Raw genomic sequence first — 22,313 nt, 5'->3', positions numbered from 1 at the left:
ACATTAAGATTATAATCACGGATTAAGCCAGACCCACACTACCATTGAACCCCGAGCCTCAGGCCTATTACTGTGAAAGCCCTCCATCAAAGTGAAAAAAGCCAAGCCAAGCCTGTTCGCAAAGGTCTGCACCCGAGGAATCTACACAACCAAGGCTATGACTTTCCAGCGCTCGTAAAAAGTCACCCATCGCTAGCCCCCCATGTGAAACCGAACGCTCATGGCGAACTTTCCATCGATTTCGCAGACCCATTGGCAGTCAAAACGCTCAACGCCGCGTTATTAGACCGATACTACAACATTGTCGATTGGGATATTCCAGAGGGCGCGCTTTGCCCTCCAATCCCGGGCAGAGCCGACTATATCCATTACATGGCTGACTTGCCTGGGCTTGAACAGCGCAGTATAAAGCTGCTCGATATCGGGACTGGAGCAAATGGAATCTACCCGCTACTGGCCTGCCAGATGTACGGCTGGCAGTGTGTCGGTAGTGATATTAACACTCAGTCGCTTGAGAACGTAGCCACGATTATCGCCAACAACCCCACACTCAAAGATCGCTTCACGCTGCGCACGCAGCACGATAAAAACCACATTTTTGAAGGGATCATCCAAGCTGGAGAGTTCTTTGACGTCAGCGTATGCAACCCACCCTTCCATGCCTCGCTCGATGAAGCACTGAAAGGTAACCAGCTTAAACTCAATAACCTTGCGCGTAGTCGCGGTGGAGAAAAAGCAAACACCCCTGCTCTGAATTTTGGCGGGCAAGGGGCTGAGCTATGGTGTAAGGGAGGCGAACAGTTGTTTCTTAAAAAGCTGATAAAAGAAAGCCAGGTGTATTCAACTCAATGCCGCTGGTTTACCAGCCTGGTTTCAAAAGCCGACAATGTTAAGCCTGCTAACCCGGATATTTCATCCGGCTCTTAAGTGGAGGGCCAGGCAGCCCAATTCTGTCCGATTTGCTGAGCGCCCCCCCGGCGCACTGTTTGTTTATTGATCAATCAGCATGATCAGAGCACAACTTCCCCTTACCCCATTGTTTATTCCGTGCCGGGAGCAGCACAACTGACGTTATCCTGATGCCATTTTGGCGGTGATTTTCTGGAACAGTTCCTGATCCGGATAAGTGCTATTCATCATGATACGGATCCGGCGGGTGTTGCGGGTGATGACGGCACCGATTTTCAGTAGTCGGGTACGCAGCGTAGTCACCTGAGCTCTGGCATAGCGAGTGCCACGCAGATAACCACTGCGCAACCTTTCCAGTAGCACGTAGGCCAGGCCGGATAGCAGTAAACGGTACTGATTAGGCCACCAGTCATGGCAACTGGTTCTGTCAGAGAACAGCCATTGCTGCTCCTTGATCCGATTCTCCATATCACCCCGCAGGCAGTAACGCCGGTCATAGAGCCACTTGGCCGAGCCTGACAGACTGGTGACAATATAACGGTTGTTGTCGCCCAGTGTAGTGAACTCGGCCTTGACGATCACTTTTCGCACGCGCTTCTTCCAACTGTGTGCCGAGTACCAGAGCGTCGCAAAGCAGCGCTGTTTTTCCTGTGTGGCCTCGCACGCGATAGCGGCGCGGTAACGGGTATCCAATGCCAGTTGATCCAGTCTGGAGTTCTTGCCGATGCCAACGACATAATCGACCCCGTGGCGTTCACACCAGCTCAGCAGCCGAGGGCGACAGAAACCGCTGTCGCCTCGAAAGATGATCTGCGCCTGCGGCCACTCGGCGCGAAGCCGCCTGACCAGTAGGGCCAGAATGGCCCAGGCATGCTTGGCTGCGTCAACAGACGCGGGGCGCAGATAGCTCACCAACAGTTTCTGCCCGCAGAACACGAACAGGGGTAAGAAGCAGTAACTGTTGTAATAACCATTGAAGTGGCGGCCTACCTGCTCTCCATGCACCGCATCGTCAGTGGCGTCAAAGTCGAGAATCAGCCGTTTGGGTGGCTTCCGGTACGAGCGAATGAATTGCTCAACCAGTTCCTCATGCATGGCCACGGCCCAACTCCGATTGGCGTTGAGCTCGAACCGGCACAGAGTTGACTGACTGGCCAATGTGGCATCGCTATCGACAGCGGTCTGAAGGGCCAGATCATGCCGCAGCGTTGTATGATCGTTGAGGTCTTCATACCCCAGCGCCAGTCCGTAAACGCGCTGTCGAATCATGGTCTGAGCCTGATGCCGGCAAAGGAATGGGTTACGCGGATCAGTGATTTTACGGGCAATCGAGCGGGTCAGGTTCAGTTCCCGGTCGATCTGTCGGAGTAGAATTGCTCCAGCATCGGACGTGATGTCACCACCGTCAAAATTGGTTTCGATTTTACGGCCTTTGCAGCGTGGAAATAGGTCCCGGGTAACAGTACAATGTGTCATGGGCGATCCGGTTGTTATATTTAGCTTAAGTACCTGAATTATAGCAAAAAACCGGGTCGCCCTTCTTGTTTATGCTGCAATATTCGGGCTAAGAAGTTGATTCGTAAGCTCGGTGCAGTTGATATTCGGGAAATAGAGATGAAGCAGGGAAATAAGATTACAAGGGTATTGGCCTGGACCTTCATCTGAACAGTTCCCGAGGTGGGGCATAGTTATGCGGAACCTGCACGATGCTCACGGTAGATGTGGATTGGCATCCAGCGGGCCATATGCCTATCTGCTGATGTCAATATGACCAGCATCTAAAGACGCTAGATCTTTCATGGTAGTCTCGTCAAGAAAAAACCGAACCTTTTCCTTGCGTGATGCCCCCAGTCGATCATAGAAGTGCATGGCTCGTGTATTAAAGGTGGGCGTCTGCCATTGTACTTCCATGCAGTCGAACGAAAGTGCATCCCGCACAACATGCGCAACCAAGTGTTTCCCTATACCATGACTCCTGACCTCCGGGTCGAGGTATAGGCAATCCAGGTGTACATAGAAAGCAGCTTTCCAAGTCGACACCTCCTTGGACCACGTCGCATATCCGATAAGCTTGCTACCCCTTTGAGCGACAACGCAAAACAATGATGGCGTTTCTCCAAAGAGCAACTGTTTCAGACGCGACGATATCCCATCAGGCTCATAGCTTGCCTTTTCATACTCCGCATGTGCGGCGCAGAGACGAACCAAGCCATCCAAGTCATCAGGTCGTGCTGCACGAATCTGTGTATCACCCATATTTTCCACCTACGGATTACACGTCTGCCGAAAACGTCGACGCGAGGTACTGTTCAGTGTCGGGCCCATTCGGATTGTTTAGGATCGCGTCAATCCAAGCTCGGCGCTCGAATGCAAGAATCGCCAGTTCCCATACGCAGGCCACGATGCCGGACGGTGCCAGGCTGACAAAGTCGTGCGGCTCATTTCCTGGCGACAAAAAGACATGATGCCGAAGCATATTCTCCCCGACCCACCAACTAATGAGCAAAAACACGCCTTCTCGGGCTTCGTGGATAATAATCACACCAATGCCATAGCGAGATTCTGCGCAGACTTCCTTGTCGTCGGTTATTGCTGCTTGGACTGCGGGTGTTGGAAGTTGAGCCGCTGCAAAACTCACGGCCCTGGCGACATTTGCCGACAGAGGACGATCTCGGTGAATCGAGATGCCATAGGTCTTCATTCTCCAACCATGAATATCAGCAAGATGCAAAAACCGGATGGGGCGCTTGACGTACGTTCCGATAGTTTCCAAGGTCATGATTCCTCCTTCCTTAACGCGGGTGTCTCAAGAACTTCAGGCTTTCCAGAATGGCTTAGTGACTTCCTGGCGCAGCGTCCTGGTTGTCAAGCCCGTATCCTTTTCAACCTGTAATTGCTATTAGACTGCTCTAAAATGAAAGAATCCATCAGTCATTTATGAAGGCGGCGTTCGTAAACCATGAACATAAAACTAGATAAACTACGCTCTTTCGTACTGGTGGCCGACGAAGGTAACCTGACCCGGGCCGCCAAGCGGCGGCACACTACCCCCTCGGCCGTCAGCGAACACCTGCGACAGCTCGAAGACCAGTTCGGCCTACCTCTGTTCGAACGCTCCAGTCGGGGGATGGAGCTCACACCGGAAGGCCGCAAGCTGCTGCCGCCAGCCCGCCAGGCATTGATGCAAATTGCCGAGCTGGACGAGATTGCCCGCTCACTGCGCTGCGAAACGCCAGCCATTCTGGTGTTGGGCCTGAATGCGCCGCCAGAATACCTGAAGGTCGATCAGTTACTGCGTCGGGCGGCACGGGAACTGCCCGAGGTTCAGTTGGAATTGGTCACCAGCAGCTCCTATCTCATTGCCGACCAAGTGCGAGAAAGCAAATTGGACCTGGGCTTTATGTATGGCGACCCGACCCATGAGACCATACAAGCCATTAGCCTGGCGGACATCGAATTCTGTGTGGTTAGCCCGCCCGACAGTAAGTTGAACCGTCTGCCACCCGACCCGGAAGAGCGCAAAGCCCTACCGTGGATCTGGGCCTCCAGTAACTGCCCCGTTTCGCGCATAATGCCTGACATCGTCGGCTTTGAGCGCGACCAAACCAAGGTGGTTTCCTCTTCAGAAGACGAGCACGTAACCCTGTCGATGATACGGGCCGGATTGGGTTATGGTGTGGTGGAGAAAGAACTGGCACAGCATTGGGCCAACCGGGGCAGTGTGCGCATTCTGGCGGATACACCTATCAAAGCCAACCTCAATCTGGTGGTGCGTCGTGAGCGTTTGGAGCGCAAGCCTATAGCGGCCGTTATCGGAATGATCCGGGGGCTCTGGCAAGAGAGCATCGCCCTTGCGACAGAGGCGGAAGCTATCGATTGATGATATATCCAGCGGTTTCGGTTTCCCACTTGATTCACCATCAACGAGCCTGTCGGAGTGAAGCGTTTCGCCACCTGACCGCCACGCTCTTTACCGAATTGGGCTTTGGCCTTTTTAAACGTGACCGACTCTACAAACTGGAGTAAGTCCACGATCAAGCGACTTTAAGCTTCATTGCTAGCGTAACCAAATTTTGATGGTTGTTTCGAGGCGTTGCTAAAGCAGTTGGTGTGCCCAGCAACCAGCATGCATCACACCAAAAATAGGCTATATAAACGGCCGGGAGCAGACAAGCCCCCGGCCAGATGGATCAGGCGCTGCCCCAGGTGTCCTGGCAGATAGCGCGATACCAACCGACTGCATACTCGGCTTCACGTGCGCGCACACTGGCAGGTGCACCCGTTGGGCTGACGCCGCCGGAGTCAGGCACGCTGATGATCGCTCCATCCTGAACGCGATAAACGCCTGCGACAGAGATGCCGTAATCGGGAGAGATCAGGCTGTAGCAGGTATTGATCCAGTAGGGATCTGGTGATTCGCGGCCTTCGAAGGATGCGGCGATAGCGGCGGCAGCCACTTTTGCCTGGGCACTGGCGCAGAAGCCTGATTTAGGCATCGGGCTGGCAATGGTGGCATCACCGACCACATAGATATCTTTCACCAGTTGCGACTCGAAGGTATCCGGTTTGACTGGCACCCAGCCTGAGGCATCGGTCACGCCTGCGCGATCTGCAATCCAGCCTGCTTTCTGTGGTGGCACCACGTTGAGTACGTCGGGGCGGTGGATCTCACCGAACTCGGTTTCCACTTCGCGGGTTGCGGCATCCACACGTATCACTTTGCCGTCGTTCGAAAGACTGACCCATTCGATCATGTCACCATATACGGCCTGCCACCCTTCCTGGAACAAGCCCTGTTTAGAGAAGCTGTCTTTGGCGTCCAGTATGATCACTTTGGAGCGGGGTTTATGCTGCTTCAGGTAGTGTGCGACCATACTGACCCGTTCATAGGGCCCTGGTGGGCAACGGAAGGGGTTCGCAGGTGCCGTGAGCATGAATACCCCGCCATCATCCATCGATTCGATCTGGCTCTTGAGCAGTTCGGTTTGCGCGCCTGCTTTCCAGGCGTGAGGGACTTCCTCTGCGGCTTCTTCGTCGTAGCCTTCTATCCCATCCCAGCGGATATCGATACCGGGAGACAGAATCAGGCGGTCATAATCCAACACGGTGCCGTCGTTCAGGGTCACGCGATGATGTTCGGAATCCACTTCGCTTGCCATCGCATGTAATACCACCACGCCATAACGATTGCGCAGCTCATCATAGCCGTGGCTGATGGAGTCGAAGGTTCTCAGCCCACCCAGAAACAGGTTGCTGAAGGGGCAGGTATAGAAGCGCAGCGCCGGTTCGACCAGTGTGACATCGATTGCTGGGTTGGCCAGCTTGAGGTATTTGGCTGCGGTTGCTCCACCAAAACCACCACCGACCACAACGACACGACCAATCGACTGTGTGGCGGACAGAACGGAGGGTGCAAATCCACCCAGTACCGGCAACGCTGCAGCAGCACTCAGGGTTTGCAGGGCGCGGCGGCGCGACAGGGATACAGCTTGCTTGCTTGTTTTGATGCTCATCTCACGCTCCTCAATTCGGGTTGATCGCGGCAAAGTGCGCAGCCAGCGCAGACAGCTCTTCATCGGAGAAGCCTTTGGCGATGCGGTTCATCACCGTCGCCTGGGTATTCTCGTCGTGCTTGAAGGAGAGCAGTTGCGCTTCCATCGCGGCCTGGGAGCGCCCAGCCAGCGGCGGCACAGCACCCGCCATCTGGCCATCGGTGCCATGGCAGTTGGCACAGCTGCCGGCCATCACTGCCATCTGAGCGTCGTCGTACGTCTCACTGGCATGAGCTTGCACAGCGAGCACCAGCAGAACCGTAGAAAAAACAAATCGAAGCCTGTTCATGATGCCTACCTGTTATTATCGTTTGATCCTGGGAACACGATGACGGGATTTGCCCCGCCAACGACGTGAAAGGATTGTAAATTCAAACACTAACCAGCGCTTAATACTGATTACTGGTAATAATATAGTTCAATCGAATAAGATTGCCCAATTTTCAACCAGAACCGATATAACCTGAATATTAGTAGGAGGATAAAACAGATCAGGCCTCCCTGCCTGGATCTGTCGGATAGCGGGCCATCAGTGCCGGATCCGGCATGCCGACGAAGTAACCCTGGGCATAATCGATTCCCAGATCACGCACTGCGGCCATCACTTCGGCATCTTCTACAAACTCGGCAATGGTTTTCATACCCAGGTTCTGAGCCAGGGTCACGATACTTTTGACGAATGCCATGTATTTGGCATCCTGCAGCATGTTGCGGATGAACTCCCCTTCGATCTTGATCACATCAATCGGGAACTGTTTGATGTAGTGGAAGGATGAGAAGCCCGAACCGAAGTCATCAATGGCAAAGTTGAACCCTTCCAGTTTCAGATCCAGCACGAAGCGCTCAAGTAGTGCGAGGTTACTGACGGTTTCGCGCTCGGTGATCTCAAACACGATCCGGCGCGGCTCAATGTTGTACTCGATCGCCAGTTGCCGTACACGAGCAATAAACTCGCCGATGATCAGCGATTTTGGCGACAGGTTGATAAACAGCATGCCATCGTAGTTCTGCTCATGCATCTGCGCGAATGCTCTTTCGATCAGCAGATAGTCCATTTTATGGACCACCCCGATCGATTCGGCCACGTCGATAAACTCACCGGCGGGTACTATCTGATCACCAAGCTGAATGCGCATCAGCAGCTCATGAATGATCACTTCGCCATTGTTCAGGTCTATGATCGGCTGGAAGTAAGGGATAATCCGTTTCTCTTCCAGCGCATTGAGCACCATCTGGTTCTTTTCGCCCACCTGCCGGAACACTTCGGCCATCTCGTGTTCGTCCGGCACGGCGATCGAGTTCTTACCGCTGCGCTTGGCCTTGTACATCATGTTATCGGCCACCAGGAACAGGTCGCGCGGGTCCTGGGCATGATGCGGATATACGGCAATACCGATGGAGGTGGTCGCTCGCACCGGGCTGCCATCCGGCGCCGGCAGCATCAGTTTGCCCAGCGAATCAGCAATTCGATTAGCGACGGTATAGGCCTGCTCTTCGCTCGCTTCCGGCAGGATAATGGTGAACTCATCGCCACCGTAGCGCGACAGAAAATCACCTGGGCGGATCGCGTGTTCCAGCACACTGGCGAACGCCTGCAGGAACTGATCCCCGAAGGCATGGCCATAGCGGTCGTTCACCGTCTTGAAGTTGTCCAGATCCAGCATCAGCAGCGCGAAGGTTTCATCATGGCGCGACGCACGGCCGACTTCATAACCGAGCAGTTCACGGAACATGCGCTGATTATGCAGGCTGGTAAGTGGATCGCGAGTGGCGTAGTACTCCAGATCCTTGGTGTATTTATAGATCGCCTTGACCGATCCCACCAAGTTCAGCAGTGTGGTGAGAATACTGTCGATCACGATATGGCGGATCGGGTCGCGAGCCATCTCCGACTGCACACCGATCCCCACCACACCACCAATTTTGGGGGTTTCCAGCAGTAGGGATTTGGTCTGCAACTCAATATCTTCAGAGGTCAGCTGCAGCAGGTTGCCATTGTTATCATGCTCGGTATGGGCAATATGGTGCAGAATATTCAGAATCGGCACGCCTTTGTGGAAGTGCTCGCTGGATGCCATCTGAATCTTCACGATACGCTCGAACTCGGCGCGTGTTTCATCCGATACATCGATATACCAGAACACCTCCAGCTCGTACCCCTCCTCCTCCACCTGGAAGATAGTGACAAGCGTATGCGCCTTGATGATGGTGTTGATATCGATCAGCAGATCCTTGATGAACTCACGCCAATCCCGCACCACTTCCGAGGTGATGATGAACTTGCTCAGCAGGCGGATCTCGAACTCGAGGATATCTTTATCGACAGCAACATCCTTGAGGCGCTCGACCAGTTCGTTGATATGGCCGAAGGATTGGTTGAACTCATCAAAATAGAAATCCACATCGCTGACATCCATCTCCTTCAGATCTTTGACTGAGTTGACCTCTTCAACCCGGGAGCCGAACTGATGGATAGCGCGATTGATGCGGGACACGGCAAACGCCGACAATGCGGTGGCAATCAGAAACACGATGACGCCACAGAGCAGGAACAGCACCACATAGTTGCGGCGCATCTCGGTACTGATCGGCTGCAGGTCCTGACGCAGGTCGATCACACCGAGCACTTCGCCGGGGGTGGCATTGCTGTGGCAGGCCAGACATTCGGTCCGCGTCACCAGCGGAAAAATGCGCCGGACAATATCATCCTGCTGAATCACTCTTTCACCCTGCCCGGCAAAGGCAGCAGCCACCTCCTGATCAGCTTGAGGTTGATCTATGGCACCGTAGATCGCTTCAACCAGTTCACCGCGATAGATCTCTATCTCGAAAGGGGTGTCAACAAACGCCGCTTTGGTGGATGCCATGAAATCTTCCAGTTCATAGCGTGTCCAGCCCTGACGCATCACCTGAAACATCGAGTTGAAGGTCTGATTGGCAATGGTGCTTGAGGTCTGCTCAGCCTGACGGGCGATGATGTTTTCATACAGCAAAGACGCTGCCAGGGTCACGCCCAGGAAAACTGCCAGCGTCACTGCCATGATGGTGGCAAACACAAATCCCCGCAGGGTGCGGAAAAATTCAACAACATTTCGGACCACAGTCATTCCCTAATCACTGCATGGTTTTGGGCCGTTCAAATTATGCTGCCACGGCTAGTTGTGTCAATGGACCCTTAGTCCATATATAGACACAGATCAATCAATCAGGTTTCTCAGCACAAAATGTAATATGCCGCCATGCTGGAAATAGGACAACTCGTTGCCGGTATCAATGCGGCAGAGAGTCTTGATTCTTTCTTGGCTGCCATCAGCGCGCTGTATCAACACCTCCACCTGCTGCTTCGGTTGCAGATTATTGAGCCCCTGAATACTGATCCGTTCATCACCCTTGAGCTGCAAAGTTTTGCGGGACTGACCTGACTCGAACTGCAGGGGCAACACACCCATACCAACCAGATTTGATCTGTGTATGCGCTCGTAGGACTCTGCGATCACGGCCCGAACACCTAGCAGGCGTGTTCCCTTGGCTGCCCAATCGCGTGATGATCCGGTGCCATACTCCTTGCCGGCGATCAGCACCAGCGGCACGGATTCGGCCGCATAAGCCATCGCGGCATCGTAGATATCCATCTGTTCCGCATCAGGATAGTGGCGAGTTACGCCGCCCTCCACTTCCGGCGTCATCTCGTTTCGGATGCGGATATTGGCAAAGGTGCCTCGCATCATCACCTCATGATTGCCACGGCGCGAACCATAGGAGTTGAAATCATGTGGCGCCACGCCCAAAGACTGCAGATATCGCCCAGCCGGGCTATCTGTCTTGATTGAACCCGCGGGTGAGATATGGTCGGTGGTGACTGAATCGCCCAGCAAGGCGAGCACGGCTGCATTCTCGACATCACCTATCGCATCAGGGGTGCGCTGCATCCCTTCGAAGAAAGGCGGTTGGCGGATATAGGTGGAATCCGGCCAGGCGTAGGTTTTCTGCTTTGGCACGTCGATAGACTGCCAGTGCTCATCTCCGGTGAACACTTCCGCATACTCCTTGCGGAACATCTGGGTTTTAACCTCTTCAACCGCTCGGGCTATCTCGGCATTATCTGGCCAGATATCTTTCAGATAGACAGGCTGGCCCTGATTATCAACCCCTAAAGGTTCACTTGTCAGATCGATCCTGACCGTGCCCGCCAATGCATAGGCCACCACCAGAGGCGGTGAAGCCAGCCAGTTGGTTTTCACGAGCGGATGGACACGTCCTTCGAAATTTCGGTTGCCCGACAACACTGAAGCGACCACCAGATCCTTCTGATCTATGACCTTTTCAATCTCCTCGGCCAAGGGGCCTGAGTTGCCGATACAGGTGGTGCAGCCATAGCCGACCAGTTGGAAGCCCAGTTGATCCAGATACTGATTCAGCCCTGCGGCCTCCAGATACTCCGTGACCACTTTGGAACCCGGCGCGAGAGAGCTTTTTACCCAAGGCTTGCGCTGCAGCCCTTTGGCCAGCGCATTTTTCGCCAGCAATCCTGCGGCCATCAGCACACTGGGGTTGGATGTATTGGTACAGGAGGTGATGGCGGCAATCACCACAGCGCCGTGGGGCAACTTCTGCACCCACTCATCCGGCAGGTGTTCCGCCTCATCAGAGTCATGCCCCTCCTCCCTGCCACCACCTTCATCCAACAGGCGCGCATCCTCTTTGTCCGTGACCGGTGCTCCATGGAGATCCATGAAGTCATAAAAGGCGCGCTGCACTTCAGACAACGACACACGATCCTGTGGCCGTTTCGGACCGGCAAGACTGGCCTCAACTGAAGACATATCCAGGCTCAGCGTTTCGGTGAAGATCGGCTCATGGCCAGGTTCTCGCCACATGCCCTGTGCCTTGCAATAGGCTTCTACCCGCTCCACCACCTCATCATCACGACCGGTCAGGCGCATATATTCCAGCGTGACATCATCTACCGGGAAGAAGCCACAGGTCGCGCCATATTCCGGTGCCATATTGGCAATCGTGGCGCGATCTGCCAGTGGCAGGTCAGCCAGGCCATCACCATAGAACTCGACAAACTTACCAACCACACCATGCCTGCGCAGCATCTGTGTCACCGTTAATACCAGATCGGTCGCGGTGATCCCTTCCGGCAGTTTTCCATTCAGCTTGAAACCCACCACTTCCGGAATCAGCATCGATACCGGCTGCCCGAGCATGGCAGCCTCTGCCTCAATTCCGCCGACACCCCAACCGAGCACGGCCAGGCCGTTGATCATGGTGGTGTGTGAGTCTGTACCCACCAGCGTGTCTGGATAGGCGAGCCAGCCATCCTCCTCCTGACGCGCCCAGACAGTCTGCCCCAGATATTCAAGGTTGACCTGATGACAGATACCGGTTCCCGGCGGCACGACACGAAAATTACTGAAGGCCGTCTGCCCCCAGCGCAGGAAGATATAGCGCTCTGCATTGCGCTGCATCTCAATATCTACGTTTTCTCGGAAGGCATCGGCCGTCGCAAAATGATCCACCATAACGGAATGGTCAATCACCAGATCTACGGGAGACAACGGGTTGATCTTATCCGGGTTATCGCCCAGCGCGACCACTGCCTCACGCATCGCCGCCAGATCCACAACCGCCGGCACGCCGGTGAAGTCCTGCATCAGCACCCTCGCAGGGCGAAAGGCGATCTCATGATCGGAACGACCGCTTTTCTGCCAGTCGACCAGCGCCTGAATATCCTGCTGCGTGACGGTCGTGCCATCAATATTGCGCAACAGGTTCTCCAGCAGAACCTTGAGTGAAAAAGGCAGGCGACTGATATCACCATACTCTGCAGCCGCCTTTGCCAGGCTGAAATAGCGATAGGATCTGTTTCCTGCCTGCAGTTGGTCATCCATTGGTGTCTGATGTGACATCTCGATCCTCCTGTCTGGTCTTATGTGAATGGAGCAGTGATTGAAGTAGTAGTTGAAGTGTTTAACGACTTAGTAAAGATAGCAGCCAGACACACAAACTGCCTGAACCTGACTTGAGACAATAAATACACCCTCCAATTCAACTAGAATGTCGCGCATCAATTCTTCCACCACGGAAATCGAAACATTCACTGACAGAATAGATCTGCAGTGATCATCTTTTGTGAAACGCTTTGAAGCGATTTTCAAGAGTTAAAAAGAGGGTCGGCATATGGATTTCAAATATCAGGTACAGAAAAAGGGTTTGCGCTTTCGCGTCGGCAAAATTCTGGAGTCTATGCTCAGCATGGTTGGGCTGCGCTCACTGGATTCGCAGTTCCTTTTTTCCTACATCGCGATGTTTGCCGTCACACTACTGACCGCCTTTACGATCTATGTTTCCACCGGTGCGGATGCCACCAATATCAACGTGGCCGGTGCACAACGCATGTTGAGCCAGAAGCTGGCGAAGGAGACACTGCTGGTCGCCGGTGGCAACCTGGATAAAAGTGTTCAGGAAAACACCATCAGTACCTTTGAGCGGAACCACCGAGCATTGCTGCAAGGGGATGACAGCCGCAATATCACTGCCGTGACTGCCAGCGATGCAAAACGACAGTTGGAGCTTGTCGGGCGTGAATGGGAAACCTATCGCCAGCACATCAACGCTTTTCTGAGTAGCCCTGAAAGCAGCAACGCTCAGGCGTTGGAAAGCAGTGCCGTGCGTGTGCTGGAGGCGATGCATGCCGCTGTGAACATGATGGAGCAGCAGGCCAACCGCGAAACACGCCAACAGCAGATGGTGGCCATGTTTGCCTGCGTCGTGGTGTTGTTGCTGGTGGTGATGGGTCGCGTGTTTGGCCTGACGGTGATGATGCGGCAGGTGAAAAACCTGCGCGATCATCTGCGCATTCTCAGCAGCGGTAATTTCTCGCGCCCGATTGAGGTGGATAACGACAAGAACGAGATAGGCCAGAACTATATTGCTTACAACGGTATTATCCTGCGCATCGGCAAGCTGCTGCACAAGGTGACGCAGACCTCCAGCCGTGTCAGTACAGGTGTCGATCAGGTGGTTACATCCGCTGATGATACGACCCGTGGTGCTTTGGCACAGCAAGCCGCCATTGATCAGGTGGCAACTGCAATCACTGAGATGGCAGCCACCATACAAGAGGTGTCGCAGAACGCCGCTCAAGCAGCAGATGCTGCAGAAGGTGCCAATGAGGCCGCAGGATTCGGGCACAAACAGATCATGACAACGGTGGAGCGCATTAATAACGTTGCTGAACAGGTTGATCAGTCTGGCCATGTGATCAGCGAACTGGCGCAGGATAGCCTGGAGGTGAGCAAGATTCTGGAGGTAATCACCGGGATCGCTGAGCAGACCAACCTGCTGGCCTTGAACGCAGCGATAGAAGCCGCCAGAGCCGGCGATCAGGGACGAGGATTCGCGGTGGTTGCCGATGAAGTCAGAACTCTGGCGCAGCGGACTCAGCAGTCAACCGAGAGTATTCGGGAGATTATTGATCGCCTGCAAACTCAGTCCACCCAGGCAGTTGATGCAATCGGCAAGAGTCAGGCCAGCGCCCGCGAAACTGTTGTTGTCGCCAACGAGGCACGCGAAGCGCTGGATGAGATCGTCGGCGCTGTAAGTGTTATCAGTGATATGAACACTCAGATCGCGACTGCAGCAGAAGAACAGAGCCAGGTGGCTCAGGATATGGACCGCCATGTAAACAGTATCTCGGAACTGGCACGGCAAACTACCCGCTACTCAGAGCAGACCGTCAGCGCCAGCGCAGGTATCAGTCATAATATTCAAAGCCTGATGACCGAGCTGGCACAGTTTGAAACCAATGTTCAGGACACTGATCAGATCGTGGCGGGCGAGTTGCAGGGAAGCCACTGACCCGCCTTTCAAGTGAGGTCCGACGATTGCGATGATCTGAGTGACCTCACTATTATCACAACAACCATCACAACAATCATCACTATCATCACTACCTATGCAGCAGTGATCGACCCGTCATCTCTGCTGGTTGCGGCAACGCCATCAGATCCAGCAGAGTCGGTGCCAGATCGCACAGTGCGCCATCTTCCAGCCCGATACCGTCCACATCTTGACCAACCAGCAACAGCGGTACCGGAAAAGTGGTGTGTGCCGTATTCGGCTGATCATTGATATCATCGCGCATCTGTTCAACATTGCCATGATCCGCCGTGATCAGACAGATAGCATGATTGCGCTGCACCGCATCCACCACCTCACCCACACAGCGATCCACTGCTTCAACCGCTTTGACGGCGGCAGCGAAGTTACCGGTATGGCCGACCATATCACCGTTGGCATAGTTGCAGACAATCAGATCATATTCGCCGCTGTCGATCGCTTCCACCAGATGTTGCGTTACCTCGGGAGCACTCATTTCAGGCTGCAGGTCGTAGGTGGCCACCTGTGGTGATGGCACCAGAATACGTGATTCGCCCTTGAACACCTCTTCCCTGCCGCCATTGAAGAAGAAGGTCACATGCGCGTATTTCTCTGTTTCGGCCAGCCTCAGTTGCTTCCTGCCAAGACCGGATAGGTATTCACCCAGACCCATATGCAGCGTCTCGGGTGGATAAGCACAGCTGGCGTTGATATCCGCCGCATACTGCGTCAGCGTCACCAGACGATCAGCAGAAGGATGCCCCTGATTGTCAAACGCCGTGAAGTCATCCTCAATCAACGCACGCGTCAACTCTCTGGCTCTGTCGGGGCGAAAATTCATGAAGATAACGCTATCTTCGGGCTCAATACAGACCGTCGAGCCAGCATCATCGCTGATACGGGTCGGTGGGCAGAACTCATCATCCACACCCTCGGCATAAGCGGCTTCGATCGCCTCACGCACACTGCCTGACTGATGAGACGACTGACCTTTCACCAGCAGTTGCCAGGCTTTTTCCACCCTATCCCAGCGGTTGTCTCTGTCCATGGCGTAGTAGCGCCCCACTACCGAGACGATCCTGCCACAGCCTATCTCCTGCAGTGTGTTTTCCAACGCCTGCAAGGGTTCCAGCGCGCTGCGTGGCGGTGTATCACGCCCATCCAGAAACGCATGTATCCAGAGTTTTGTAATCCCCTTATCAGCAGCCATGCGACTGGCCGCCTTGAAATGCTCAAGATGACTGTGCACACCACCGGTCGAGAGCAGGCCGATCAGATGCACGGCCCGACCACTATCCCGCGCTTGATCCATGACTCTTTCAAGTTCGGGATTATGGAAAAAACTGCCCTCTTCGATCGCCTTGTTGATGCGAGTGAAATTCTGATACACAGGCCTGCCGGCACCGATATTCATATGCCCGACTTCTGAATTGCCCATCTGCCCTTCTGGCAGACCAACGGCCAGACCGGAAGTCTGGATGCGGCTCCAGGCGTGGGTGCGAGTCAGCCTGTCCCACACGGGGGTATGGGCGGCATGTATGGCGTTGTCATCTGCCGCCTCATTGATGCCCCAACCATCCAGGATCATCAGTACATGAGTGCGCTTGCGTTCTGTCATCTTTTCATTCCTGTCTATGAGTGTTTTACACGGCGACTTTTTCGACCTCTTCAGCCACCCGGCAGATCTGAGCAAATATGGCCGGATCCAGCGACGCGCCACCGATCAGGCCGCCATCGACATCCGGCTGAGAAAAGATAGACCGCGCATTCTGCGCATTGACGCTACCACCATAGAGAATCTGCAACGTGTCGGCCAGTACAGACGCCTGAGCAGCCACCCACTGGCGAATCTTCTCATGCACAGCCTGAGCTTGCTCCGGCGATGCACTCAGTCCGGTACCGATCGCCCAGACAGGCTCATAGGCGATCACTGCCTTACTCAGAACATCCACACCCAGAGTCTCGGTAACAGCCCGCAACTGACCGATGATCACAGAATCTGTTTCGCCCCGCTCTCTTTGCTCCAGTGTTTCACCCACACAGATCACAGGCGTTAAACCTGCATGCTGCGCCAGCTCTACCTTGCGCGTCACATCGACATCAGTCTCGCCAAACAGCGTTCTGCGCTCAGAATGACCGATCAGAACATATCGACAACCTGAATCCACCAGCATATGAGCACTGACCTCACCGGTGTAAGCACCGGATGAAAAGGCACAGAGATTCTGCGCACCGATATGCACATGACTACCGAACAACAAACCCGACAGTTGGGCCAGATAGGGAAAAGGTGGGCAGACGGCAACGCCGACAGAGGACAATGAGGCGGTGAGTGAAATCAGATGAGAGGCGCGCTCAGAGTTGAGGGAACGCTGACCATTCATCTTCCAGTTACCAATAACGAGTTTTTTGCGCATGAGGGGTCTCCTGGCACTTTTTGAGTGCTAGGATGACACATTGAAAAATATCAATCAATAACGAATATAAACGAAAATACAAATGAACTCATACGAACTCATTCAGGTGGCAGATACTTGTAAACCGTATTGCGGCTGACACCGGCTGCCCGGGCGGTTTTCGATACGTTGCCACCAAACTTGATGTAAAGCTGCGGAATCAGTTGAGCAAGCTCGGCACTCGCTTCTGGAATCTGTGAGGCCTGTCTTGTCTCTGACGGGCTCTCCTGCGCGTAAACAGATTCCTCATCACCTGCCCCCTCAAAATCCAGCCCCTCAAACTCTTCAATGAAATCCAGCGGCAGATGCTCCTGTTGCAGCACTTCGTCATCCGACATCGCCAGCGCGACCTTCAGCACACTGACCAGTTGGCGGATATTGCCCGGCCAGTGATGTGCATAGAGCTGCTGCCGGACAGACGCATCCATACCCGGTGACTGATACTCCTGTTGCAACTGTTCGAAAATGTAATCGATCAGTGGGCGCTTGTCCTGACGGTCGCGCAGGGCCGGAAGCTCCACACTCAAGCCAGCGATACGGTAGTAAAGATCCTGCCGGAAGTTACCTCGCTCTATCTCCTGTTTGAGATTGCGGTTGGTTGCTGAGACCAGACGGATATCCACGGCAAAGCTCTCGGTCGAACCCAGTGGCGTGACCACCCTCTCCTGCAACACTCGCAGCAAGCGCGACTGCACATGCATCGGCATCTCGCCTATCTCATCCAGAAAGAGCGTGCCCTTGTGGGCCCTGCGAATCAGGCCGATATAACCCTTGGTATGTGCGCCGGTGAAGGCACCTTTTTCATAACCGAATAGCTCCGACTCCACCAGATCGACCGGAATCGACGCACAGTTAACCGCAATAAAATTCTCACGGCAGCGCTGGCTGTGGTAGTGCAGCGAGCGCACCAGCACCTCTTTACCTGCACCGGTTTCACCGCGAATCAGAATCGGAATATCCTTCTCGATAATTTTGCGAGTCTGCTTCAGCAACTGCTGCATCTGCCTGTCGCCATGCTCCAGTTCAGCAAAGGGGATCACACCTTCAGGCAGTCTGGGCAGACCGGTTTTGGGGCCAGGCTCAGAGTCTGTTGGCGGCACTGATTTAACGACTACTGCGGGAATCTCTATCGGCTGGCTCCTTTCTTTATCTGGGGCTTTGTATTCAGGATGCGAGCGAAAATCCGGCAAACTGACGGTCGGCACCAGAGGCGTCTGCACCCGTACCCAGACCCGGTACCGATCGCGTACCAGCAGCGACAACGGAATACTGGCCGGTTGCAGTTTAAGATCCTGCATTCGACAACCGAACAGGGTTTCAACATTCATCAATGCCAGATCACAGGAGAGCATAATGGATGCGCGCCTGTTGGCCGATACGATAGTGCCGCTCTCATCCAGTACAATCAAACCGGACCAGTGGCTTTCGAGGCTGCGCGTGTTGGTATTGAAGGTCAGAATGTAGTGGTCACGCTGAAAGGCGGCATAGATAAGCTGGTTCTCGACACTCAAGGACATCAGTTTGACCAGACCCAGCGTATGGTCCTGCGGCAAGTAGGCATCGGTGGAGATATCCAGCACACCAATCAGTGATTTGCTGGTGTCATAAATGGGCGAAGCCGAGCCAGCCATAAAGCGGTTGGCGCGCAGAAAGTGTTCATCACGGCTGACTTGCACGGCCTGTCCTGATTGCAGCGCCGTTCCTATCGCATTGGTTCCCACACCCTCTTCACGCCATACATGCCCAGGCAGCAGACCGTGTTCAGTTCTTCCCAGCGAGCGTGATGCACCCCAGGTGTTAAGGACATGCCCACGGTTATCAGCCAGAACAATCAGGCAGGAGGAGTTGGAAAGAATATTTTCATAGTAGGGCAGCACTTCGTTTTCGGTGGTGCTGACCAGATCATTATGCTGCTCGATCAGCGATGAAACATCGCCCTGTCTGATATCGCCAAAATCCGGCATGCTGCCATGCGACAGCCCATAGGACTCACAACGGTACCATGAGGCTTCAATAATCTCTTTGTGGGAAGTGGGAGTTCCCTCGGGGGCATTCTGTTCTGTCATCAATCGATTCTTCTTATGTTTCCCGAAACAATATCCGTACCGGTCAGATATAACTAATAAGGACTATCGGGCCGAACTAGCAGACCGGACTATCGGGCAGGATTCAAGTCTGTTCTTTTCTGAGCAAAAAGTAAACAGCCTACTGTTGAAAATTGTTCAACACTCAACACAAATGAACATAACTGAACACATAAAAGTGTTAACAGTCAGTTTTTCATCCTTACAATGGTAATTATATAATTTATTTAAAATCAACCATATAAATTATTTTTATCATAATTTTCGCATTGTGGCACAGAAATTGGATATTAAAACCCCAACACAGTAAATGTTCGTTTTCGATCATTTGCTCAGATTTCGCATAACAATAAGAAACGGGTGTTAACAATGTCTCTGATTCTGGAAAATGTCAGCAAATCTGTTGATGGCCAGCCCTGGATTACCGACGTCAACATGACGCTGGAACCCGGCTCCTTCAACGTCCTGCTGGGCAGAACACTGGCGGGGAAAACCACCATCATGCGTTTGATGGCAGGTCTTGATAAACCCACCACAGGTCGAATCCTGATGAACGGGGTGGATGTCACAGGTGTAGCAGTACGTCAGCGCAACCTGTCGATGGTTTACCAGCAGTTCATCAACTATCCCAACCTCACCGTCTACGAAAATATCGCATCACCTCTGCGGCTGGCCAAAATGCCAAAGAAGGTGATCGATGAGCGTGTGCACGCGACAGCCGACATGCTGCGCATCACTCCGCTGCTGAAGCGCTTTCCGGCAGAGCTGTCGGGTGGCCAGCAGCAGCGCACAGCGATGGCTCGCGCACTGGTCAAGGATGCCGAGCTGATTCTGTTCGACGAGCCACTGGTCAACCTGGACTACAAGCTCCGTGAAGAGTTGCGCGCTGAACTGCGCGAGCTGTTCCGCCAGCGCAACTGTATCGGTGTCTATGCCACTACCGAGCCGAATGAAGCACTGGCACTGGGTGGTCATACGGCGGTCATTCATGAAGGTCGGCTGCTGCAGCATGGCAGGACGCCCGAGGTTTACCATCGTCCGAACACCATTGAAACAGCCGAGATGTTCTCCGAGCCACCGATGAATATCGTCAAAGCCAAAGTCACCGAAAGTGAAGTCACCTTCGATGAAACCGTGCACTTTCAGCTCAATGCTGATCTGCGCATGTTGGAACCTGGGCAATATAACTTCGGCGTCCGGCCCTCGCATATCGGTCTGGTCCCGCACGCTGATGATGATCTTGAACTGCCTGTTATTGTGGACCTGGCAGAGATCAGTGGGTCCGAAACATTTCTGCATGTGCGCAACGATCATATGAATCTGGTGCTGCACCTGTCAGGTGTTCATGAGTACTCGGTGGATCAGAAAATCACCGTTTACTTCCCGACTCACAAACTCTATGCCTTCGATCTGGCCGGTCAGATCATTCACGCACCTCATCGGCTGACGGGAGTCTGACATGGCCCAGATAACACTCAACGCACTCGCTCACAGCTACGAGCGCAACCCGCAATCCAATGGCGATTATGCGATTCGCCGCATGGATCATGTCTGGGAACAGGGTGGCGCCTATGCCCTGCTCGGCCCCTCCGGTTGCGGTAAATCAACCCTGCTCAACATTATCTCCGGCCTGCTGGAGCCATCCGATGGTGAAGTGCTTTTTGATGGTGTGAAGGTCAACTCACTGCCACCGGAAGAGCGCAATATCGCACAGGTTTTCCAGTTCCCGGTGATTTACGACACCATGACTGTGTTCGATAACCTGGCGTTTCCGCTGCGCAACATGAAAGTTCCGGAGCACAAGATTCAGTCCAAGGTTCATGAAGTGGCCGACATTCTGGAGCTGACACCACTGCTCAAGCGCAAGGCCAAGAACCTGACGGCGGATGAGAAACAGAAAGTGTCCATGGGCCGAGGCCTGGTGCGAGATGATGTTTCGGCGATTCTGTTCGACGAACCGCTGACCGTGATCGATCCGCAGCTGAAATGGAAGCTGCGACGCAAACTGAAACAGATCCATGAGCAGTTCAATCTGACCATGATCTATGTCACACACGATCAGCTTGAGGCAGCCACTTTTGCCGACAAGATCGCCGTGATGTACGAAGGCCAGGTGGTGCAGTTCGGTTCACCGCATGAGCTGTTCGAGAATCCAAGCCACACTTTTGTCGGCTACTTCATCGGCAGCCCCGGCATGAACTTCATTGAAGTCAGCACCACTGCTACCAGCTTTCGTTTTCATGATATCGACTTCCCGGCATCGAAGCAGATGCTGCAACAGATTGATGATATCGGGACCGACAATATCAAGCTCGGCATCCGTCCTGAGTTTGTGCACGTCTGGGACAACAAGAACAGCGAGGCTTTCGAGGTCGATGTGATCGATATCGAAGATCTTGGTACTTATCACATCATGGCCTTTCGCTTCAAAGACACGGTGATGAAAGCGCGCTTGCACGAAGACCAGAAGATCCCGACCTCCAAAGCCTGGATCAGCTTTCCTGAGCAGTGGCTCAAGGTCTATGTCAACGAATTCCTAGTGGAGGTGGAAGGTGATTAAAACAGAAAATAACAAAGCCTGGTTTCTGGTGCTGCCGGTATTCGCACTGGTCGCCTTCTCCGCCATCATCCCGTTGATGACGGTCGTTAACTACTCGGTTCAGGATGTGTTTGACGCGCACACCCGCTACTTTGTCGGCACCGAATGGTTCACCAAGATGCTGAACGATCCGGCGCTGCAAAGTGCACTGCTCAAGCAGTTCGGCTTCTCTTTCACCATTTTGCTGATTGAGGTACCACTGGGAATAGGTATTGCCTTGCTGATGCCCAAGCGCGGCTGGGCAGCTTCGCTGTGTCTGGTACTGGTGTCGCTGCCACTGCTGATTCCACTCAACGTGGTGGGTACCATCTGGCAGATTTTCACCCGTGGTGATATCGGCCTGATGGGTTGGAGCCTTCGCGAGATGGGTGTCTCTTATAATATCTCACGCAGTGCGGCAGACGCCTGGGGCACCATTATTCTGATGGATGTCTGGCATTGGACACCATTGATCGCCCTGCTTTGCTACAGCGGTCTGCGCGCAATACCCGAGGCCTATTATCAGGCGGCACGTATCGATCGCGCATCCCGCTGGGCGGTATTCCGTCACATTCAGCTGCCAAAGCTCACCAACGTGCTGATCATCGGTGTGCTGCTGCGCTTTATGGACTCGTTCATGATCTATGCAGAACCGTTTGTCCTCACCGGGGGCGGCCCCGGCAGCTCCACCACCTTCCTCAGCCAGTGGCTGACGACCATGGCGGTGGGACAATTTGATCTGGGACCGGCTGCTGCGTTCTCACTCATCTACTTCCTGATCATTCTGGCCGTGAGCTGGGTGTTCTACACCGCAATCATGAACTCGCAGAAAGAAAAGTGAGGATGA

General features: G+C 53.8%; 17 protein-coding genes. 7 read left to right on the top strand and 10 right to left on the bottom strand.

The features are described 5' to 3' along the window. The first annotated feature begins 72 nt into the window (after positions 1-72). Positions 73-927 carry a 23S rRNA (adenine(1618)-N(6))-methyltransferase RlmF gene (gene rlmF / locus ACK3CJ_RS06845; protein ID WP_409525702.1) on the top strand — a complete coding sequence of 285 codons (855 nt, stop codon included), beginning with the start codon at positions 73-75 and terminating at the stop codon, positions 925-927. A 144-nt stretch (positions 928-1,071) separates the two neighbouring features. Here rlmF and ACK3CJ_RS06840 read toward each other — a convergent pair whose 3' ends face one another. Continuing rightward, positions 1,072-2,385, bottom strand: coding sequence for an IS1380 family transposase (locus tag ACK3CJ_RS06840; RefSeq protein WP_409523236.1), 1,314 nt, complete (start codon positions 2,383-2,385; stop codon positions 1,072-1,074). Positions 2,386-2,481: 96 nt separating this feature from the next. On the opposite strand from ACK3CJ_RS06840, the gene ACK3CJ_RS06835 reads away from it, so the two are divergent. Then, positions 2,482-2,574, top strand: a complete 93-nt coding sequence (locus ACK3CJ_RS06835) for an RlmF-related methyltransferase (RefSeq protein ID WP_409525701.1) — start codon at positions 2,482-2,484, stop codon at positions 2,572-2,574. Between the two features lie 84 nt (positions 2,575-2,658). On the opposite strand, the gene ACK3CJ_RS06830 is transcribed toward ACK3CJ_RS06835, so the two are convergent. Both ACK3CJ_RS06830 and ACK3CJ_RS06825 read right to left on the bottom strand, forming a co-directional pair. Beyond that, positions 2,659-3,165: a GNAT family N-acetyltransferase gene (locus ACK3CJ_RS06830; protein WP_409525700.1), complete on the bottom strand. Its 507-nt coding sequence runs from the start codon at positions 3,163-3,165 to the stop codon at positions 2,659-2,661. Positions 3,166-3,181: 16 nt separating this feature from the next. Beyond that, positions 3,182-3,688: a hypothetical protein gene (locus tag ACK3CJ_RS06825; protein WP_409525699.1), complete on the bottom strand. Its 507-nt coding sequence runs from the start codon at positions 3,686-3,688 to the stop codon at positions 3,182-3,184. 180 nt (positions 3,689-3,868) lie between these two features. Between ACK3CJ_RS06825 and ACK3CJ_RS06820 the strand changes: the two genes are divergently transcribed. Continuing rightward, positions 3,869-4,789, top strand: coding sequence for a LysR family transcriptional regulator (locus ACK3CJ_RS06820; RefSeq protein ID WP_409525698.1), 921 nt, complete (start codon positions 3,869-3,871; stop codon positions 4,787-4,789). Between the two features lie 310 nt (positions 4,790-5,099). Here the strand turns inward: ACK3CJ_RS06820 and ACK3CJ_RS06815 are convergent, their stop codons facing one another. The 4 genes from ACK3CJ_RS06815 to acnA all read right to left on the bottom strand — a co-directional run bounded on the left by ACK3CJ_RS06815 (position 5,100) and on the right by acnA (position 12,376). After that, on the bottom strand, positions 5,100-6,422 hold the full coding sequence (locus tag ACK3CJ_RS06815) for an FCSD flavin-binding domain-containing protein (RefSeq protein ID WP_409525697.1): 1,323 nt from the start codon (positions 6,420-6,422) through the stop codon (positions 5,100-5,102). 10 nt (positions 6,423-6,432) lie between these two features. Then, entirely contained in the window at positions 6,433-6,750 is a 318-nt protein-coding gene (locus tag ACK3CJ_RS06810; RefSeq protein WP_409525696.1) for a c-type cytochrome, read from the bottom strand. A gap of 202 nt (positions 6,751-6,952) precedes the next feature. Further along, positions 6,953-9,568, bottom strand: coding sequence for a putative bifunctional diguanylate cyclase/phosphodiesterase (locus ACK3CJ_RS06805; protein ID WP_409525695.1), 2,616 nt, complete (start codon positions 9,566-9,568; stop codon positions 6,953-6,955). A 90-nt stretch (positions 9,569-9,658) separates the two neighbouring features. Next, positions 9,659-12,376, bottom strand: a complete 2,718-nt coding sequence (gene acnA, locus ACK3CJ_RS06800; protein WP_409525694.1) for an aconitate hydratase AcnA — start codon at positions 12,374-12,376, stop codon at positions 9,659-9,661. A 271-nt stretch (positions 12,377-12,647) separates the two neighbouring features. On the opposite strand from acnA, the gene ACK3CJ_RS06795 reads away from it, so the two are divergent. Next, complete coding sequence (locus ACK3CJ_RS06795; RefSeq protein ID WP_409525693.1) at positions 12,648-14,327, top strand: methyl-accepting chemotaxis protein; 1,680 nt, start codon at positions 12,648-12,650, stop codon at positions 14,325-14,327. 91 nt (positions 14,328-14,418) lie between these two features. Here ACK3CJ_RS06795 and gpmI read toward each other — a convergent pair whose 3' ends face one another. The 3 genes from gpmI to ACK3CJ_RS06780 form a co-directional block, all read right to left on the bottom strand. Further along, complete coding sequence (gene gpmI, locus ACK3CJ_RS06790; RefSeq protein WP_409525692.1) at positions 14,419-15,966, bottom strand: 2,3-bisphosphoglycerate-independent phosphoglycerate mutase; 1,548 nt, start codon at positions 15,964-15,966, stop codon at positions 14,419-14,421. Positions 15,967-15,991: 25 nt separating this feature from the next. Continuing rightward, complete coding sequence (tpiA, locus tag ACK3CJ_RS06785; RefSeq protein ID WP_409525691.1) at positions 15,992-16,765, bottom strand: triose-phosphate isomerase; 774 nt, start codon at positions 16,763-16,765, stop codon at positions 15,992-15,994. A 98-nt stretch (positions 16,766-16,863) separates the two neighbouring features. Beyond that, complete coding sequence (locus ACK3CJ_RS06780) at positions 16,864-18,870, bottom strand: sigma-54-dependent Fis family transcriptional regulator (RefSeq protein WP_409525690.1); 2,007 nt, start codon at positions 18,868-18,870, stop codon at positions 16,864-16,866. 387 nt (positions 18,871-19,257) lie between these two features. Here ACK3CJ_RS06780 and ACK3CJ_RS06775 point away from each other — a divergent pair, with 387 nt between their 5' ends. From ACK3CJ_RS06775 to ACK3CJ_RS06765, 3 genes are read left to right on the top strand one after another with little or no spacing between them, the layout of a single operon-like run. Further along, the gene (locus ACK3CJ_RS06775; RefSeq protein ID WP_409525689.1) at positions 19,258-20,346 is read left to right on the top strand and encodes an ABC transporter ATP-binding protein; all 1,089 of its coding nucleotides are present in this window, start codon (positions 19,258-19,260) and stop codon (positions 20,344-20,346) included. A gap of 1 nt (position 20,347) precedes the next feature. Then, complete coding sequence (locus ACK3CJ_RS06770) at positions 20,348-21,448, top strand: ABC transporter ATP-binding protein (protein ID WP_409525688.1); 1,101 nt, start codon at positions 20,348-20,350, stop codon at positions 21,446-21,448. Continuing rightward, on the top strand, positions 21,441-22,307 hold the full coding sequence (locus tag ACK3CJ_RS06765; RefSeq protein ID WP_409525687.1) for a carbohydrate ABC transporter permease: 867 nt from the start codon (positions 21,441-21,443) through the stop codon (positions 22,305-22,307). The genes ACK3CJ_RS06770 and ACK3CJ_RS06765 overlap by 8 nt, the downstream gene beginning before the upstream one ends. Positions 22,308-22,313: the final 6 nt, after the last annotated feature.

Origin of the sequence: Nitrincola salilacus, assembly GCF_046271865.1 — a bacterium.
Classification (GTDB): domain Bacteria; phylum Pseudomonadota; class Gammaproteobacteria; order Pseudomonadales; family Balneatricaceae; genus Nitrincola; species Nitrincola salilacus.
The sequence above is the reverse complement of the archived record's forward strand: the minus strand, read 5'-3'. Positions and strand labels throughout refer to the sequence as shown.